Origin of the sequence: Microbacterium sp. PMB16 (assembly GCF_051294855.1) — a bacterium.
Taxonomy (GTDB): Bacteria; Actinomycetota; Actinomycetes; order Actinomycetales; family Microbacteriaceae; genus Microbacterium.
In genome coordinates, this window is record NZ_CP145908.1 from 470368 (window position 1) to 488354 (window position 17987).

Annotated in this window: 13 protein-coding genes; 6 read left to right on the plus strand and 7 right to left on the minus strand. The window is 66.4% G+C overall.

What is annotated here, in order from left to right:
* Window positions 1-40 precede the first annotated feature (40 nt).
* The 5 genes from V5D55_RS02435 (at window position 41) to V5D55_RS02455 (ending at window position 6324) form a co-directional block, all read left to right on the plus strand.
* Entirely contained in the window at window positions 41-793 is a 753-nt protein-coding gene (locus V5D55_RS02435) for an IclR family transcriptional regulator (RefSeq protein WP_435747300.1), read from the plus strand.
* A gap of 87 nt (window positions 794-880) precedes the next feature.
* The gene (locus V5D55_RS02440; protein WP_435747302.1) at window positions 881-2068 is read left to right on the plus strand and encodes a 4-hydroxybenzoate 3-monooxygenase; all 1188 of its coding nucleotides are present in this window, start codon (window positions 881-883) and stop codon (window positions 2066-2068) included.
* A 93-nt stretch (window positions 2069-2161) separates the two neighbouring features.
* Window positions 2162-3340 carry a sensor histidine kinase gene (locus V5D55_RS02445; protein WP_435747304.1) on the plus strand — a complete coding sequence of 393 codons (1179 nt, stop codon included), beginning with the start codon at window positions 2162-2164 and terminating at the stop codon, window positions 3338-3340.
* The gene (locus tag V5D55_RS02450) at window positions 3337-3996 is read left to right on the plus strand and encodes a response regulator transcription factor (RefSeq protein ID WP_435747306.1); all 660 of its coding nucleotides are present in this window, start codon (window positions 3337-3339) and stop codon (window positions 3994-3996) included. Before V5D55_RS02445 ends, V5D55_RS02450 begins: the two co-directional genes overlap by 4 nt.
* A 111-nt stretch (window positions 3997-4107) precedes the next feature.
* On the plus strand, window positions 4108-6324 hold the full coding sequence (locus V5D55_RS02455) for an MMPL family transporter (protein ID WP_435747308.1): 2217 nt from the start codon (window positions 4108-4110) through the stop codon (window positions 6322-6324).
* A gap of 144 nt (window positions 6325-6468) precedes the next feature.
* Here V5D55_RS02455 and V5D55_RS02460 read toward each other — a convergent pair whose 3' ends face one another.
* Genes V5D55_RS02460 through V5D55_RS02470 form a run of 3 tightly spaced genes read right to left on the minus strand, consistent with a single transcriptional unit; the run spans window position 6469 to window position 12588 of the window.
* A complete protein-coding gene (locus V5D55_RS02460; protein WP_435747310.1) occupies window positions 6469-9441 on the minus strand; it encodes an aminotransferase in 2973 nt (990 codons plus the stop codon).
* A 28-nt stretch (window positions 9442-9469) separates the two neighbouring features.
* Window positions 9470-11119 (minus strand): amidohydrolase, encoded by a 1650-nt coding sequence (locus V5D55_RS02465; protein WP_435747312.1) that lies wholly within the window; start codon window positions 11117-11119, stop codon window positions 9470-9472.
* Window positions 11116-12588 carry an APC family permease gene (locus V5D55_RS02470; protein WP_435747314.1) on the minus strand — a complete coding sequence of 491 codons (1473 nt, stop codon included), beginning with the start codon at window positions 12586-12588 and terminating at the stop codon, window positions 11116-11118. Before V5D55_RS02470 ends, V5D55_RS02465 begins: the two co-directional genes overlap by 4 nt.
* A gap of 145 nt (window positions 12589-12733) precedes the next feature.
* On the opposite strand from V5D55_RS02470, the gene V5D55_RS02475 reads away from it, so the two are divergent.
* Window positions 12734-13759, plus strand: coding sequence for a LacI family DNA-binding transcriptional regulator (locus V5D55_RS02475; protein WP_435747316.1), 1026 nt, complete (start codon window positions 12734-12736; stop codon window positions 13757-13759).
* Window positions 13760-13856: 97 nt separating this feature from the next.
* Here V5D55_RS02475 and V5D55_RS02480 read toward each other — a convergent pair whose 3' ends face one another.
* The 4 genes from V5D55_RS02480 to V5D55_RS02495 are packed head-to-tail and all read right to left on the minus strand — an operon-like array spanning window position 13857 to window position 17974.
* A complete protein-coding gene (locus tag V5D55_RS02480; protein ID WP_435747318.1) occupies window positions 13857-15380 on the minus strand; it encodes an acyl-CoA synthetase in 1524 nt (507 codons plus the stop codon).
* 45 nt (window positions 15381-15425) lie between these two features.
* Complete coding sequence (locus tag V5D55_RS02485; RefSeq protein ID WP_435747320.1) at window positions 15426-15878, minus strand: MaoC family dehydratase; 453 nt, start codon at window positions 15876-15878, stop codon at window positions 15426-15428.
* A gap of 16 nt (window positions 15879-15894) precedes the next feature.
* Complete coding sequence (locus V5D55_RS02490) at window positions 15895-17085, minus strand: acyl-CoA dehydrogenase family protein (protein WP_435747322.1); 1191 nt, start codon at window positions 17083-17085, stop codon at window positions 15895-15897.
* A 4-nt stretch (window positions 17086-17089) separates the two neighbouring features.
* Complete coding sequence (locus V5D55_RS02495; protein ID WP_435747324.1) at window positions 17090-17974, minus strand: amidohydrolase family protein; 885 nt, start codon at window positions 17972-17974, stop codon at window positions 17090-17092.
* Between the last annotated feature and the right edge of the window lie 13 nt (window positions 17975-17987).

Sequence of the window (17987 nt, forward strand, 5' to 3'; positions counted from 1 at the left end):
CAATGGAAGTTCCCACCGGCACCTGTGGCAGGATCGGCGCATGGCCAACTCCTCCTCCGGCGACTCGGTCACCGAGCGGCTCATCCGCGTACTCGAGACCTTCACCCCCGCGCGCACCGTCCAGTCGGCCGCCGACATCGGGCGCCGGGCGGGCCTTCCCTCCTCGTCGGCGCACCGCATCGTCGGCGAACTAGTGGACGCCGGGATGCTGGAACGCGACGGCGACCGGCGCATCCGCATCGGCATGCGCCTCTGGGAGCTCGCCACCCGTTCCTCGCAAGCGCTGCGGTTGCGGCAGGTGGCGCTGCCGTTCATGGAGCGCGTGCAGGCGCGGGTGCGCGAGCACACGCAACTCGCCATCCTGGAGCAGGACGAGGCGCTCTTCCTCGAGCGGCTCAGCAGCCCGGATTCGGGGTCGAACGTGACGAAGGTCGCCGGACGCCTCCCCCTGCATGCGTCGTCGTCGGGTCTCGTGCTGCTCGCCTATGCCGACCGTGCGCTGCAGGAGCGGATCCTGGCGGGGCCCCTCTCGGCCGTCTCGTCGGAGACGATCACCGACCCCGCCGATCTTCGTCGCAAACTCGCCGAGGTGCGGGCGATCGGGCACGCGAGCGCCCCCGGCTACATCGAGGCGGTATCGACCGGAGTGGCCGTGCCCGTGCACGACGAGACGGGCAACGTCGCCGCGGCGCTGTCCGTGGTGCTCCGCCGCGACGATGCGATCGAGCCGGCGCTGCGCGAGCTGATCGCCGCGGCGCGCGACATCGAGCGGGCGCTCAGCGGTCGGCGCTGACACGGAATCTCATTGAACGGGAGAATCGCGCCACCACGCGCGCGGAGCGCTGACACTGACTACGACACGTTCGTCGAAGGAGACGCCATGCGCCGCACCGTCCGCACCCGAATCGCCATCGTCGGCGCCGGCCCCGCAGGCCTGCTCCTGTCTCACCTGCTCGCCGAAGCGGGCATCGAGTCGATCGTGCTCGACCGCCGCAGCCGGGCCGAGATCGAGTCCACGATCCGCGCCGGAATTCTCGAGCAGGAGACCGTGCGCGTGTTGAGCGAGACGGGCGCGAGCGATCGCGTGCTCACGGTCGGCAACCGCCATGACGGCATCGAACTGCGACTCGACGGTGAAGGTCACCGCATCGACTTTCCGGCGCTCGTCGGCCGGAGCGTCTGGCTGTATCCACAGCACGAGGTGCTCAAAGATCTGATCGCCGCGCGTCTGGCCGCAGGGCAGGATCTGCGGTTCGAGACCGAGGTCACCGGCGTCGGCGACGTCGAGACCGATCACCCGTGGGTCACTGCCACGACCGACAACGGCGAAGAGCTGCTCATCGAGACGGAGTTCGTGGTCGGCGCCGACGGTTCGCGGAGTGTCGTGCGGCCCGCCGTCACCGGTTCCCCGACCGGAGGCTACTTCCGCGAGTACCCGTTCGCGTGGTTCGGCATCCTGTGCGAGGCTACGCCCAGCTCGGACGAGCTCATCTACAGCAACTCCCCCGACGGCTTCGCCCTGATCAGCCAGCGCAGCGCGACCATCCAGCGCATGTACTTCCAGTGCGATCCGGATGCCGACCCGAACGCGCTCTCCGAGGCGGAGATCTGGGACGCCTTGCAAGCGCGCGTGCCCGGCACCGCGCTCGCCACGGGTCCGGTCGTGCAGCGGGACGTGCTGCGCTTCCGCAGCTTCGTCGCACACGAGCTGCGGCACGGGCGCGCCGTGCTCGTCGGCGATGCCGCGCACACGGTCCCGCCCACCGGCGCCAAGGGGATGAACCTCGCCGTCGCCGACGTGGTGCTGCTCGACCGCGCGCTTCGCGCGCTGTTCCTCGAGAACGACACGCGCCTCATCGACGCCTTTGCCGAGACCGCGCTGAAGCGCATCTGGAAAGCGCAGCACTTCTCCTGGTGGATGACGAGCATGCTGCACACGGCATCCGATGCGAGCGCCTTCGATCAGCGCCGCCAGGTCGGCGAGTTGCGATCCGTCGTCGAGTCCGAAGCCGGACGCACGTTCCTCGCCGAGGCCTATACCGGGTGGCCGCACGACAAGAGCACATGATGCGCTCGTCCTCTCCCTCTGACGGCGTTCGGCAGCTGTGGGACGCTGGGGCGCAACTAGCACTAGCGCCTCCGGCGGGGCAGACTCATGATCATGGCCCCGCCCTCCACCACGCCGACTCCGATGCGCCGCCGCCCGCCCATCTGGTTCCGGAACGCCCGACCGGTACTGGTGACCATGACGGTAGCGATGCTGGCGGCCGGAGCCACGGATCTGACCCTCGTTCTCCTCAGGAACGGGCCTTCCCTGGCGCTCGTGACGATCGCGGCCACCCTCGCGGGCGGCCTGGCGTCACGACGGCTGCCTCGATCCGGAGTCCTGGTGGCAGCGGCGGGCACACTCGCGACCGCAGCGGTCGGCTGGCTGCCCATCGCCGAGTGGACCATCGTCGTGTTCGCGCTGGTCGTCGTCACCATCCGCGGGCTGCGACCACTCCCGCTCGCGGCCGTCGCGGCCGTCGCCGTCTACCTGGCAGAAGTGCTGAAGACGGGACACTGGGCATCGATTGATTCTCTCGCCGCGGTCACCGCCGTCGTGGCCGGAGCAACCTTCGGCACGGCACTCGCGCTGCACCAGCGCTTCTGGGAGTCGCTCGAGCAGCGCGCCGATGACGCCATCGCCACCCGGGAGATCGAGGCCGAGCGTCGCGTCGCGGAAGAGCGCCTGCGGATCGCTCGCGATCTCCATGACATCGTCGGGCACCAGGTCGCGGTCCTGAGCATGCAGCTCGGCGCCATCGAAGTGGCCACGAGGAAGGACCCCGCGATCCGCGCCGACCTCGACGCGGCGCGATCGTCGGTCAAGGCCGTGCTGCTGGAATCGCAGAGGATCCTTGACGTGCTGCGGGCGGGAAACGCGGAAGCGGATGCGCAGGAGCCATCACCCGGAATCGGCCGCATCAGCGATCTCGTGGCAACCCGTCAGGCCATGGGTCTCCGCATCGAAGCGACGATCGACTCGGGAGACGACGAAGTGGATCCGGGCGTCGATCTGACCGCGTATCGCATCGTGCAGGAGGGGCTCACCAACGCGCAGCGGCACGGTACCGGCACGGCGACACTGCGTCTCGCCGTCGCCGACCACCGCGTAACCATCGACCTGACCAACGCGGTCGCCGATCGGCTCGGCGCGGAGCCGACCGGCAGCGGTTACGGTCTCGTCGGAATGCGCGAACGCGTCGCCTCGGCTGGCGGAACGCTGACGGCTGCACGGGACGGCGACCGCTTCCACGTCCACGCGGTGCTCGCGACCGATGGGAGCACGCTCCGATGACCAGAATTCTCATCGTCGATGATCAGGAGATGATCCGGGTCGGGCTCCGCACGATCCTCGACGCGCAACCTGGATACGTCGTGGTCGACGCACTCGGAGACGGCCTCCAGGCCGTCGCATATCTCGAGAGCCATGCCGCTGACGTCGTCCTCATGGACATTCGGATGCCCGGCATCGACGGCGTCGAGGCGACCCGGCGCATCCGCCAGACCGTGCCGGCCGATCGCACCCGGATCATCATCCTCACCACCTTCGAGCAGGACGAGACGGTCATCGCCGCTCTGCGCGCCGGCGCCAACGGCTTCTTGAGCAAGGCGGTCGGGCCGGATGAACTGGTGGCCGGCATCGAGGAAGTCGCGGCCGGCGGCGGAGCACTGTCCGCCGCGGCCGCGGCCGCGCTCATCGAGCATGTCGGTGTGGAGAAGTCGGTCATCGTCGACATCGAACTCGCCAAGCGCTTCGAACTCCTCACCCCGCGTGAGCGCGAAGTGGTGATCGCTGCGGCAGCCGGCCTCGACAACAGCGAGATCGCGGCCCGCACGTTCGTCTCCCCGTTCACCGTCAAGACCCACGCGAACCGGGCCATGACGAAAGTCGGAGCGCGCGATCGCGCGCAGCTCGTCGCATTCGCGTATCAAGCCGGGCTGGTCAACTGACCCACGTGTACTGCACCTGCAGTACACGTGTCGCTTCGGCAGGACGATTCGCCGCTCGACCGAACACAGGACCATCGAGTATCGGATCTTTCCCTGCTCGAAGGAGTCACCATGTCAACATTTCTTGCCCGCGTCGGGCGGTTCAGTGCCCGACACCGACTGATCGTCATCGGAGCCTGGCTCCTGATCTTCACCTGCCTCGTCGGCACACTCGTCATCGGCTCCCAGAACGGCGCTGCCGATAAGGCCTCGCCGTCCGTCCCGGACTCCGCTGCATCTCAGGCGCTCGACCGGATGAACAAGGAGTTCCCGTCCACAGGAAGCGCGCCTGGAGCCACCCTGCAACTCGTGTTCCAACCGACCAGCGGCGACGTCACCGCCCCGGGGACGATCACCGAGATCGAATCACAGTTGGACGAGGCGAAATCGCTCCCCGGGGTGGAGTCCGTCAGCAATCCATTCGATCCGACGAGCCCGTACATCTCGAAGGACAAGAGCATCGCGGTCGCGACGATCACATACGGCGACCTCAACGAGAAGCAGCAGGTTTCAGACTACGCGGCAGCTCTGAAGCTGCAGAGCTCCGCCCCGAACCGCCTGGGTGTCGAGCTCGGCGGCAACCTCGTCCCGCTCGGAGCGCCTGCCCCCGGGATCGGTGAGGGGGTCGGTGTCGCCATCGCCCTCCTCGTGCTGATCCTGACCTTCGGATCGCTGGTCGCCGCAGGCGTCAACCTGCTCGTCGCGGTCTTCGGAGTCGGAGTCACCGTGGTCGGTGTCGTCACCTATGGCTCCCTGTTCCCCATCGGAGACAACGCGATCATCCTCGCCTCGATGCTGGGGCTGGCCGTGGGAATCGACTACACGCTCTTCATCCTCTCCCGCTTTCGAACGGAACTCAGATCAGGCAAGAGCGTGGAGGATTCCGTCGCTCGGGCGACCGGCACTGCGGGAACTGCCGTCGTGTTCGCCGGCCTGACCGTCATCGTGGCGCTCGTCGCCCTCCTTGTCGCGAACCTCAGCTTCATCACCGAAATGGGATTCGCCGCCGCCGCCGCGGTTCTCGTCGCCGTGCTGCTGTCGCTGACGCTTCTCCCCGCTCTCCTGCGCACGATGGGCACCCGCGCCCTCTCGAAGAAGCAGCGCCGGCAGCTGCTCGCCGGACACCTCTGGGTCGAAGGCACCGCGCAGAAGCGCGGCATCCTTCGCGGATGGGGCAGCGTTGTCGTAAAACGGCCGATCATCGCCATGCTCGCGGGCGTCACCGTGCTCGTGATCGTTGCTCTCCCGATGCTCAGCATGAAGACGGCCTTCAATATCCCTGGGGGGTCCGACCCGTCCTCGACCGAACGCACCGCGTACAACCTGATCGTCGACGAGTTCGGCGGCGTACAGAGCCCGATCATCGTGCTCGCCGAGGGCTCGAACGTCGCCGATAAGACGGCCGCCATCGAATCCGAGCTGGGAGAAATCGACGGGGTGCAGCAGGTCCTTCCCGCCGAGATCTCGAAGTCAGGGACGGCAGCGAGGATCATCGTGTTCCCCGAGGGCGGACCGATCGATCAGCAGACGAAAGACATCGTGCACGACATCCGAGCGGATGCCACCGCGATCTCCGGAGTCCATGTCGAGGCGACAGGGGAAGCAGCCATCGGCATCGATCAAGACGCCGCCCTCATGAGCGCCCTGATCAAGTACATCCTTGTCATCGTCGTGATCTCGCTGCTGCTGCTCATCGTGTTGTTCCGCTCCGTGCTCATCCCGCTGATCGCCACCCTCGGCTACCTGCTCTCGGTCGGTGCGTCATTCGGCGCGAGCACTGCTGTCTTCCAGTGGGGGTGGCTCGACCCGCTGATCGCGGCGCCCCAGGGCGACCCGATGCTGAGCTTGCTGCCTCTGCTGCTGGTTGGAGTGCTGTTCGGTCTCGCGATGGACTATCAGGTGTTCCTGGTCTCCCGGATCAAGGAGATGCACGACCGCGGGATGGATCCCCAGCTGGCGATCCGCGAGGGATTCGCCAGGTCCGGGCCGGTGCTCATCGCCGCTGCGACGATCATGACCGTTGTCTTCGGCGGCTTCGCGACCGGCACCTTCGCCATCGGCGCGTCCATCGCCTTCGGACTCACGATCGGTGTGATGGCTGACGCGTTCATCGTGCGGCTGGTGCTCATGCCCGCGTTGCTCAGCATTCTCGGAGAAGCCGCATGGTGGATGCCGAAATGGCTTGACCGCATTATCCCGACAATCGACACCGAAGGCCATGCCCTGGATGCCGCGGACGAGGGTCAGGACACGACCGCCCCGGATCGGCGGGTGCTCGAAACGGTCTAGATCTGCTGGTCACGAAGGGGGCGCCACCATATGGGTCGCCCCCTTCGTGATTGACACCCTCCCGGAGCGGATGATTTCGGGCGACATCGGGATGCAAACCAGGTCCAGCGTCCTTCGGCTGAGACCTGCGGGCGAAGAGCGTGATCAGCCGACTACGCGATCCAGCGCGTCGACGAAGAAGTCTGCCGCAGCTTCGTCGAAGCTGAGCGGCGGTTTGATCTTGAGCACGTTCATCAGGTTCCCGGTCGGCTGCACGATGATCCCGCACCCGAGAAGGCGCTCGCAGATCTCCGACGTCTCTGCGGTGGCCGGTTCGAGCGTGACGCGGTCACGCACGAACTCCACGCCGAGATACAGCCCCTCCCCGTGCACCGCTCCGATGAGTTCATGTCGGGTCGCGAGTTCCTGCAACCGGGCCTTCAGATATGCCCCCACCCGACGCGCATTGCCGGCGAGATCCTCTTCGGCGATGACGTCGAGAACCGTCGAGCCGACGACGCTGGAGACCGGGCTCCCGCCGGTCGACGAGAAGAAGTATCCCTCGGCCGCGTAACTCGCGGCGATGGCTTTGGTCGTGACCACAGCCCCCAGCGGGTGCCCGTCGCCGAACGACTTGGCGATCGTGACCAGATCGGGGACGACGCCTTGCTGTTGGAATCCCCAGAGCCAACTGCCCAGCCGCCCCAGCCCGACCTGCACCTCGTCTGCGATCGTCAGCCCGCCGGCCCGCCGCACTGCGGCGTACACGGTCTCCAGATAGCCCGCGGGAAGCGTCACGCCACCCGCGCTGCCATAGACCGGCTCGCAGATGAACGCCGCCGGCGGCCTGCCCGAGGCGACGAGCTCGCGAACCACGGCTGCCGCGTCGTCTGCGTAAAGACGCGCCTCGTCACCCCGGTGGCGCCCGCGGAAGGCGTTCGGCACGTCGAGCGTGTGCACCCAATCAGGCCTCGACTCCAGTGCACGCGGGTTGTCCGCGCTGGATGTCGACACCGCATCGGCGAGGTAGGTCCAGCCGTGGTAGCTCTCCCGCACCGCCAGCAGATCGTCGCGCGCGGTGTGCACGCGTGCGAGACGCAGAGCGAGTTCGACCGCCTCCGATCCCGAGTTGACCAGGAACACGGTGTCGAGGCTCTCCGGGAGCAGAGCGGTCAGCTTCTCGGCGAGCGAGACGATCGATGCGTAGTGGAACCGGGAGTTGGAGTTGAACTTCTTCCATTGATCGGCGATCGCTCGCGCGACCCTGGGGTGGCTATGCCCGAGCACGGTGACATTGTTGACGATGTCGAGGAAGACCCGGCCGTCGTCAGCGATGAGGTGGTGCTTCCACCCGCGATCGATCCGCGGAGGGCGGGTGTAGTAGTGCTCCTGCACATCCGCCAGCACGGCCTCACGGCGGGACAGGAGATCGACATCGTTGCTGTCGTCGTGCGTCTTCTCCTGGGCGACGCCGAGAAGCCGGAACGCCGCTGCAGGGTCGCCAAGGTACGGCTTCCATCCCGCGGCATAGTCCGGCAGAACAGCCGCGGGGATCTCCGCGTCGAAGTCTGACGCCGCGACGGTCAGCCGGTGGCACACCCCCGGGCGCAGTTTCGCGAACGGTGCTCCGGCCGTCACCCTCGAAGATGCGGCAACGCCGCCCGCCACGTCTCCGTCTGCATCGATCCAGAGGGTCGCGGTCTCACCGGTCAACACGATCCCGGTCGCCGTGGCGGACACCTCACCTGACCACGGCGCGATGAGCCCGACATCGCTCGACGCCCAGAGGTCCGTGCCTGTCCGCCAGGTGGCCGCCGGTTCAGCGGAGAGCGGGCGGCTTCGGGTGGCGTCGATCGCACCGAACTGCGCGATGACGGTGTCATACCCTTCCTCGAAGAGAGCGTCGACAGCTCCGACGACGGCACGCCGAGCGCTCGCGTCCGTCATCCATGCGCCTTCGTCGAGGACGCGGCTTCCGACGCTGAGATCGAGCTGAGCAACAGTGCGAGCTGTTTCGAACAGCCGCGACGCCGTGACCGTCACCCCGGAACCGGGCGACCGGAGCCCGAGGTGCTGAGCGATGATCTCGGTCATCACCGACGTGGGGACGGCCGAGGCACGGTCGAAGATGAGCTGCTCACGCAAGAGGCCATCTCTGGCATAGTCGTTGGATTCGTCCGTGCCGACCTGTTGATGTCCGCTCGTCACCAGCACGGCCCCGCGGATAACGACGAGCGGCCAGAGCGCTTCCACCTCGTGAACGCTCAGAGGGCTGATCCGATGGAACGCCTGGACCGCCGGCAGGACGGTCAGAGCGGAAGCGCCATCGTGATGCAAGATCGACGAGATCGTCACAGCGAGCTCGGCGACCCGCCAGGAGAGCATCAGATCGCCGAAGTCGATGACACCGTCCAGGAGCCTCTCGTCGTCGTGCGAAGCCGAGCGCATCAGGTTGTCGTCCGTCAGATCGCCGTGAACGACCTGTACCGGAAGCGACGCCGCCACCCGCTCGACACGGGCGGCCTCAGCGCGGGCGACCTCCACCAACCGCTCGCGCAACTCGACATCCGCGATGTGGTCGGCAAGGAACTCGACCACTCGTGGTCCCTGACGCAGATCCCACTGCAGGGTTCGTTCCGCCGGCGCGGTCGGAAGGCTCGCCAGCGCGGCGCTCACCTCCCCGGAAACCCGTCCCATCTCTGCCACGGCCCGGGGAGACAGATGGTCACTGCCGTGCAGCGTTCCTCCTTCGAGGTAGCGGATGAGCCGCACGGAATGAGTACCGCTCGGCGCTTCCAGGAATGCGAGGCCACCTATCCGCGTCGGCGCCCGCAGACCCGCGGGGGAATCAGCCACCCACTGCGCAGCGCGATCCTGATCATCGACCGTGTCGGCGCCGAAGGCACTGTTGGAGATCTTCATCACGGCGACCGGGTCTCGCTCCGGATGATCACCGCCGCCAGACCTGCTCATGAGCAGGAAGTTCGCATCCTGCTGGCTGCCGAGGTCGACGGCATCCGCCACGAGGCCGAAGGCCTCATCCGCCCATCGCTCCGCCAGAGCCGTCGACACGATGGGTGTCGGCAACTCCCCCGCCTCGAAGAAGTCGAATCCTGGACTGCTCTCGTCGCTGGTCATCTCTCTCGCCGTTCGTTCGTCTCGGGCCTCAACGACCGCGCTCTTCCGTGAGGGAGTAGGCTCCGACGTCGATCACGACGCGACCGTCGACGACGGTGAGCAGGACCTCGGCGGCGCCCAGGCTCTCGGGACTCACCGCCCGAGGGTCACGATCGAGAACCGTGATGTCGGCGATCGCGCCGACATGCAGGTCGCCGCCCGTTCGACCGATCGTGCGGTACGGCTCCACCGTCAACCCGCGCAGCGCGTCCATCGCAGTGAGTGCCTGATCAGGATTGATCGGCTGCGCATCGGGATCATCGTGCGGGCGCCGCAGTTGCGCGTCAGCGAGGATGCCCACCGCGTCACTCGGCGCGACGGGCCAATCCGAACCGAGAGCGAGGGGTATTCCGGCACCGACCAGATCGCGGGTGCGGAATCCTCTCGCTGTGCGTGCATGGCCCAACCGTCGCGACCAATTGTCGCTCTCATCTGCTTTGGTGAAGAGCGTGCAGTGCGTGGGCTGCATGCTCGCGGTCGCCTTCGACGACGTGAAGACCTCGAGCGCGGCATCCGTCATCGTCTCGATGTGCTCGATCCGGTGGGTCACCGCGTGTCCCGTCAGACTGTCGATCGCGCGTACGACGAAGTCGATCCCCGCATCCCCGATCGCGTGTGTCGTGGTCGGGATTCCGCGCCGGTCCAGCTCGGTGAGCGCACGGCGGTACTGTTCGGGGTCGAGCCAGAGCGAGGCGGTGGACTCACCCAGGCAGTCGGGTTCGTGCAGCCAGGCTGTTCCGTTGTCGATGGTGCCGTCGATCATGAGCTTGACGCCCTCCACGACCCAGTGCCGGCCGCGAGTGCCCTGCAGTTCGGCCAACCGTGCCACCTCTTCGAGCGGAGCGCCCGGCACGTACCAGGGAGACATGCGCAGCCGGATCGGCAGGTCGCGCGTCGCCTCGATCGCCTGCAGCAGCTCGATCGCATCCGGGGCGAGATCCTGCACCTGCCCGGAGGTGAAGCCTGCGCGCGCCATCTGCAGGAGCACATCGTAGAGCGCTTCGACGCGGTGATCGAAGCTCAACGACGGGAGAACGGCCTCCACGAGGTTGATCGCCTGAAGTTCGAGGAGGTACCCCGTGGGATGGCCGCGTTCGTCGGTCACCACACGCGAGCCGTCGGTGAACTCCTCGGTCCCCGTGACCCCTCCGAGCGCGAGCGCCGCATCGGACGCCAGGGCGGCATGGGCATCGAAGAAGCGGATGAATGCCGGCCTCTCTCCTGCCACGGCGTTCAGGATCACGTGGGAGACGGGCTCTTCCCCGAACACATTGGGGTCGAGGCCCCAGCCGAGCAGCCAGTCCTCGGCGGCCAGCCCGGCGACCTCCGCGCGAAGCACCGATTCGACATCGGCGAGCGTGCGGCACCGGCTGAGATCCGCTCCGCGTGTCAGCTCGATGCCGAACACCGGGTGGATGTGACTGTCGACGAATCCCGGCAGGAGCACTGCCTCGGGAAGGTCGAGCACGCGGGTCGTCTCGCCGATCCAGCTCTGCAGAGCAGCCCGGCTTCCGATCGCCACCACCTCACCCGAGACGACGGCGATGCCTTCGGCATCGTCTGCCGTCGTGGAGTCCGATGTCATCGTGACGACCGTGCCTGCGAGGAGCACGAGGTCCGCGACGAGTTCGGGACTCATCGGCGCTCTCCTCTCTCGACGTCGACCGATTCGGGAGCGGCGCCGCCGATCCGCGCGAACACCTCGGGCCGACGAGCACGAAGGATGAGCGCGTAGACGGCGCCGAACAGCAGGACTGCGGGAACGACGGCGAGGATGACCGCGTTGATCGCCGGGCCGGCGGCCGTCAGGTAATCGATGGTGATCACCAGGACGACGAGGAGCACGGCCATCGCGACGAGCGAGATGATGGCCGCCGGCAGCACGTACCACCGACGCGCGAGCTGCCTGTTGCGCACGATGAAGATCAGGACCGACACCGAGGCGAGGAGCTGCAGCGTGATGATGCCGTAAACGCCCGGCGAGTTCACGAGGATGACCAGCTGTGTAAGCGGATCGAGGCCGGCGACGCCGAAGGCGATCACAACGATGACGGCCACGACGCTCTGGATCACACCGGCGACCCAGGGTGCGCCCATCCGGTTGGTCCTGTTGAAGATCGCGGGAAGGATCCCGTCGCGCGACAACGCGAAGCTGTATCGGTTGATCGCGTTGTGGAAGGCGAGCTGGCCGGCGAAGATGCTGGACACGATCAGCACGAACATCACTGACACACCCCAATCGCCGACGTACGCGCCCATCGCGGTGAAGAAGAAGGCCGCCGGGTCCTGGGCGATCACTCCCTGCACCTCGCTGTCGCCGAAGGCCTGGATCACCAACCACAGGGTGGCCGTGTAGAAGATCGCCAGGAACGCGACGGCGATGTATGTCGCCCGCGGGATCGAACGATCGGGGGTGCGGGTTTCGCTGCGGTAGAGGACGGTCGACTCGAAGCCCATGAATGCGGCGAAGCCGAACCCGAGGATCGCGAACATGCTCGGCGTGAAGACGTTCTCCGGCGCGAACGTCCCGAACTCGAGCTGTCCGGCGCGTTGGGTCAGGATCGACGCGGCAAGGATCACCAGGAGCACCGTCTCGAGGATCAGCAGGACGCCCAGCACCTTGGCGCCCACGTCGACACCGACGCCGGCCAGACCGAAGACGAGGACCGCGCCGGCCACCGCGAGGACCCACCACGTCACGTCCAGGCCGAAGACGGTGGCGAACATGCCCTGCGCCATGATTCCGAACAGTCCCCACAGGCCGATCTGAAGGAGGTTGTAGGAAATCCAGGCAAGGAAGCCCGCGGCGAGTCCGACCACCCTGCCGAGGCCCACCGAGATGTACGTGTAGAAGCCACCCATCGGCTTGAGGTTTCTCGCCATGAACAGGAACCCGACCGCGAAGACGGCGAGCACGATCCCGGCGACGGCGTAGACGATCGGCGCCGACACCCCGCCGATCAGCACCGCCAAGGGTCCGATCCCCGCGAGGACGCTGAGTGGCGCAGCGGCCGAGATCACGAGGAAGACGACACCCCATGTGCTGAGGGCCGCTTTCTTCAACTGTCCGGTGTGCTCCTCGTTGAGAAGCGAAGACTCACGAGTCATGGCGCGATTCCTTCCGTCGGGTGGCCGACCTGCCCAACACGCCTGCGGGTCGTTGGAGGACAGTGTGACGCACGGAACCCCGTTTGCGCAATCGATTGTGCGAGATTGATATCCTCGGCAGCATAGGATCGGAGGGGAGGTCACGATGCCATCGAAACGAGCCGCGACGCTCCAGGACGTCGCCGACCTCTGTGGAATCTCCCGCGGCACGGCGTCCAGGGCCCTCACCGGCACAGGGCGAGTCTCCCCCGAGACGAGGCAGCGGGTGCTCGAGGCGGCTCACAGCCTGCAGTATTCGACGAACAGCGGCGCGCGCAACCTTCGTCAGGCCCGCGCCGGCTCGATCGGACTCTGGCTGCCACGCGGCATGAACTTCATGGAGTACTACATGAAATTCGCCGTCGGAGTCGTGGGCAGCACGAGGGACCGTGAACTGACCGTGTCCCTCATACCGGCTGACTTCCCGGCATCCAAGGTTCGCACTCTTCACGTCGACGGTTTCGTGATGACCGACGTGATCGGCGACGACGAGCTCGCCCGCGCAATCCTCGAATCCGGGCGCCCCGTCGTGACCTCGGAGCTGGTGCCCCCCGGGATGCCGGAGCCTGCCGCGGCCGTGGCCGGCGATCACGGTACAGCGACCCGCGGGCTCCTCGATCGACTGCGCGCCAGTGGCGCGACGTCGATCGCCGTCATCCGCCCCCTCATCGACCAGATGTGGGTTCGGCTCGCTGTCGATGCCGCTCTGGACTGGGCGGCCACCACCGGCATCACGGTCAGGTTCATCGACCTCCGCGGCGTCCCCTCTGCCGAGGAACTCCACGCCATGATCCGAGAGCTGGAGACCACCCACCCGGACATCGACGCGATGGTCTGCCTTCCCGAGGGTCTCGCCGTCGGCATACTCTCCACCCTGCGTGAACTCGGGCACGCCGTTCCCGACGATGTCCAGCTCGTCTCCTACAACGACAGCCCCGCACTGCAGATCGTGCAGCCACCGATCTCGGCACTGGATCTCCGTGCCGAGGACGCCGGGATGCGAGCGGGCGAGATGTTGATCTCACTTCTCGAGAACTCCGACGACGAGCCGCATCGGGTCGAGTGGTTCGACCTGCTCTTCCGAGACCGCGAGTCCACCCGCCCCATCGAGGAATCGCAGCCCCGAGCGTAGTCACGGCGGGTGATGTCATCGCAGTCCAGACTGGCGCTGAGCATCCCGTCGACATGGATGTAAGCCGACGGGGCGGCGGCGATCCTCGGGCTGGAGGCTATTCGAGCAGCCCGAACTTGCCTCGGAGTTCGTTCTTGCGGATCTTGCCGCTGGCCGTCCGTGGCAACTCTTCGACGAACACGACGCGACGCGGAATCTTGTACTTCGCCAACCTTCCGTTGAGGTGCGCCAGGATGTCATCCTCGCCGATTTCGGCTCGTCTCAGGACCACGGCCAGCGGGACCTCGCCCCACCGTTCGTGCGGTACACCGATCACGGCCACCGAGTCGACCTCGGGCTGCTCCATGATGAGCTGTTCGATCTCTGCTGGGTAGATGTTCTCTCCACCGGAGATGATCATGTCCTTCAGCCGGTCGCTGATGGTGAGATACCCCTGCGCATCGAGGTGACCGAGATCTCCCGAACGCATCCACTCGCCGCGATGCGAATCTCGCGTCGCGTCAGGTCGCAGCCAGTAAGCCTCCATGACGTTCGGCCCGCTGATCTCGATCTCTCCTGTCGTGCCCGCCGCAACGGAATGCCCCGCCTCGTCGACCACACGGACGTCGGTGAAGAAATGAGCGAGCCCAGAAGACCCGACATGCTCCTTCGCCTTGCGGTACGGAAGGGAGGTCGCACCCGGCGATGTCTCGGTCATGCCGTAGCCGCAGGAGAAGCTGAGCCCGCGCCGCTCGTAGGCTTCGATGACCCGGATCGGAACGCTGGAACCACCGCAGGTCAGTTTGCGCAGCGACGAGAGGTCTGTCTGCGCCCAGCGCGGATCTTCGGACAGCATCTGAAAGGTCGTCGGCACACCGGAAAGGCTCGTGATGCGATGCCTCTCGATTGCCTCCAGCACGGCGCCGGGGTCGACCTTGTCCTGAAGGATGAGCATGCCCCCTTTCAGCAGCGTGGGCAGTGCCCCCATTCCCAAGGAAGCCACGTGGAACAGGGGAGCGATCATCAGCGCGCGCTCGTCCGAGGTGACGTCGTAGTCCACGAGAACGTTCAGGGCATTCCAGGTGAGGTTGCCGTGTGTGAGTACGGCGCCTTTCGGGCGCCCGGTCGTGCCGGAGGTATAGAGGATCATCGCCGCATCGTCCAGGGCCACGTCAACGGGCGGCGGTTCTCCGTGAGCGGCCGACAGCACGTCTTCGATCGATTCGACCGCCGGGAGCTCGTCCGGGCCGTCGACGACGATGCGATGAACGACGTCACTCGACCATGCGGCTGCCCTCGCGAGCTCGCGCACCTCGTGATGAGCAACCAGCACTCGCGCAGCGCAGTCATCGATCATGTACTCGAGTTCACCCGGAGCGAGCCTCGTGTTCAGAGGGACGAAGATCGCTCCGAGGAGCCCGCAGGCGAAGAACGTGGTGAAGAAGTCCGGATGGTTGTTCCCGAGATAGACCACACGATCGCCTTTGGTGACCTGCCGTTCGGCCAGCGCGCTCGCGAAGCGGTCGATGCGCTCCGCCAACTCCTCGTACCGATACGTCCGGTCCCCGTGGATCAGGGCGACATCGCCTTCGGATTTCACGCGTCGTCGGGCGATCCAGGTGCCCAGTCCTTGATTCTTCATCGAAGCCCTTTGCTTGTCGATCGTGGCGGATGCGACGGGTATCCGTCACGCGTAGAAGCGGTATATTCCCCGCGCGACGACGGCCGGCTTGGTGCCGCCTTCGATCTCGATCGTCTGATCTACCGCGATCTGGAACCCGCCTGCCACCTCGGTCACCTCAGCGATGACCGCGTTCATCCGCACCCGCGAGCCGACCTTGACGGGCGAGATGAAGCGGACTTTGTCGAGCCCGTAGTTGACCTTCGTGGTGACGCCTTCGGCGTCGAACAGCTCCGTCCAGAACTTCACCGCGAGCGAAAGAGTCAGAAAGCCGTGAGCGATCGGTGCGCCGAACGGTCCTTCTGCCGCCCGCACGGGGTCGGTGTGAATCCACTGGTCATCGTCGGTGGCGTCGGCGAAGGTGTCGATCCGATCCTGTGTGACCTCGAGCCAATCGGAGTATCCGAGGTCGTTCCCGGCAAGGCCGGCGATGTCTGAGTAGGCGACGGTGGTGGTCATGGGTGTGTCCTTTCGATCAGGCAAAAGCGGAACTACCGGTCAGAGCGCGACCGACGATGAGGGAGGTGATCTCGTGCGTGCCCTCATACGAATACACAGCCTCTGCATCGGCGAAGAAGCGGGCGACGCCATGCTCGAGGAGAATGCCGTTGCCTCCGACCACCTCGCGACCGAGCGCCACGGTCTCGCGTGCAAGACGCGCCGTCTGCATCTTCGCCAGCGCCGAGTTCTCGTCGGCGTAGTGGCCGGAGTCCTGTTGCGCAGACAGCTGCACGACGATTCCGAGAGAGGCGGTCAGGTTGCCGAGCATTCGGGCGAGCTTTTCCTGCACGAGCTGGAAACCGGCGATCGGGCGCCCGAACTGCTCCCTTTCTCGCGCGTAGCGCACGGCGGCCTCGAGCGCCCCGGCCTGCAACCCCGTGGCTATCCACGCCACGTCTGACCTCATGGCGCGCAGCATCCGCGCAACGTCTCGCCATGACTCCACGCGCTGCAAGCGGGCGGACTCAGGGATTCGCACGTCATCGAGCACGATGAGGTAGTTCTGCATCGGTCGCAGTGATGTCTTCCCCTCCATGCGCGTGAGCCGGACGCCGGAGGCCTCTCGCGGAACGAGGAACGCCTTCACTTGGCCGTCGCCCGTATCGCGCGCGAAGACCGTCAGCAGATCTGCGGATCCCGCTGCTCCGATCCAGATCTTTGCGCCATCGATGATCCAGGCGCTCCCATCCCGTCGCGCCGTCGTCGCGAGGCCGCCCGCGATGTCTGAACCATGGTCCGGCTCGGTGAGTGCGAAAGTACCGGTGAGGGCGAACGACCGGATCTGCGGATCCAGCTCGATCACCTGGTCGAGGTCGCCCCCTTCTCTTACCGCCGTCCTGAACAGCCCGGACTGCGCGTTGTAGAGGGTGGCGACAGACGCGTCGGTGCGCGCGAGCAGGTAGTTCCGGAAGCCGGAGAACATGCTTGATCCCGCCTCAGCCTCCGACACACCCCGTGGCGCCATGAGGTCGAGCGCAACCAAGCTCTCGAGCACAGCGTCCGGCATCGTCGCGCTCTCCCACGCGTGCGCCATCAGGGGCTGAACCGACGCTTCCAGAACACTGCGCAGCGTACCGAGAGCAATGCGCGCCTCGTCGGTCAGATGCATCTCGGAAAACCGCAGAGGATCGATCCCGACCACCGCGTCATCGTCGATCAACGGCATGCCATCACCCGAGTCCCAGTAGGCGCACGGCATTCGCCTTCATGATCCCCGGCAGCACGTCCGGTTTGAAGGTCGCAGCGGCCTCGGCGTCGCGCTGCCAGCGATCGGGCGTGAGCAGGGGGTAGTCCGAGCCGAACATCACACGGGAACGGAGGAAGGAATTCGCAGCCCGCACGAGAGCAGGCGGGAAGTACTTCGGGCTCCATCCGGACAGATCGATCCAGGTGTTGTGCTTGTGCGTCGCCACTGAGATCGCCTCGTCCTGCCAGGGAACAGATGGATGCGCCATGATGATCTGCAGGTCAGGGAAGTCTGCGGCGACCCCGTCGAGCAGAATCGGATTGGACAGTGCCAGCCGGAGACCACGGCCGCCGGGAAGTCCGGCGCCGATGCCGGTCTGGCCGGTGTGAAAGAGAGCGACGACGCCCAGCTCCTGGATCAGGCCGAACAGGGGACGGAACGACTCGTCGCTCGGATCGAAACCCTGCACGGTCGGGTGGAACTTGAAGCCGCGAACCCCGTCGTCCTCGACGAGGCGGCGGACGCGATCGATGGCATCCGGTCGATTCGGATCGACGGACCCGAAGGGGATCAGCACATCGCTGTGGCGGGCCGCAGCCTGTGCGATCTCCGCACTCGAGACCGGGAGATGCTCGAGATTGGTCTCTGCATCCACCGTGAAGACGACCGCTGCCATGCGGCGGGCGCGGTAGTACTCGGCGATGGAGTCGATGTCGGGGCGCCCCGAGTCTGCGGCGAAGTACTTCGACGCCGCCACCGCGAGGTCACCAGGGAGAGACGTGTGCCCATGCGCGTCCACCTCGACGTGCACGTGCATATCGAGGGCCACGATGCCATCGACATCGATGTGAGGTTCGTAGCGAGTCACGAAGAGTCCTGTG

What these genes read in the sequence shown, in the direction of transcription:
- V5D55_RS02435 (WP_435747300.1), top strand. Translation starts at nt 41, where the DNA reads ATGGCCAACTCCTCCTCCGGCGACTCGGTCACCGAGCGGCTCATCCGC.
- V5D55_RS02455 (WP_435747308.1), top strand. Translation starts at nt 4,108, where the DNA reads ATGTCAACATTTCTTGCCCGCGTCGGGCGGTTCAGTGCCCGACACCGA.
- V5D55_RS02445 (WP_435747304.1), top strand. Translation starts at nt 2,162, where the DNA reads ATGGCCCCGCCCTCCACCACGCCGACTCCGATGCGCCGCCGCCCGCCC.
- V5D55_RS02490 (WP_435747322.1), bottom strand. Translation starts at nt 17,085, where the DNA reads ATGCCGTTGATCGACGATGACGCGGTGGTCGGGATCGATCCTCTGCGG.
- V5D55_RS02470 (WP_435747314.1), bottom strand. Translation starts at nt 12,588, where the DNA reads ATGACTCGTGAGTCTTCGCTTCTCAACGAGGAGCACACCGGACAGTTG.
- V5D55_RS02450 (WP_435747306.1), top strand. Translation starts at nt 3,337, where the DNA reads ATGACCAGAATTCTCATCGTCGATGATCAGGAGATGATCCGGGTCGGG.
- V5D55_RS02485 (WP_435747320.1), bottom strand. Translation starts at nt 15,878, where the DNA reads ATGACCACCACCGTCGCCTACTCAGACATCGCCGGCCTTGCCGGGAAC.
- V5D55_RS02440 (WP_435747302.1), top strand. Translation starts at nt 881, where the DNA reads ATGCGCCGCACCGTCCGCACCCGAATCGCCATCGTCGGCGCCGGCCCC.
- V5D55_RS02460 (WP_435747310.1), bottom strand. Translation starts at nt 9,441, where the DNA reads ATGACCAGCGACGAGAGCAGTCCAGGATTCGACTTCTTCGAGGCGGGG.
- V5D55_RS02475 (WP_435747316.1), top strand. Translation starts at nt 12,734, where the DNA reads ATGCCATCGAAACGAGCCGCGACGCTCCAGGACGTCGCCGACCTCTGT.
- V5D55_RS02465 (WP_435747312.1), bottom strand. Translation starts at nt 11,119, where the DNA reads ATGAGTCCCGAACTCGTCGCGGACCTCGTGCTCCTCGCAGGCACGGTC.
- V5D55_RS02480 (WP_435747318.1), bottom strand. Translation starts at nt 15,380, where the DNA reads ATGAAGAATCAAGGACTGGGCACCTGGATCGCCCGACGACGCGTGAAA.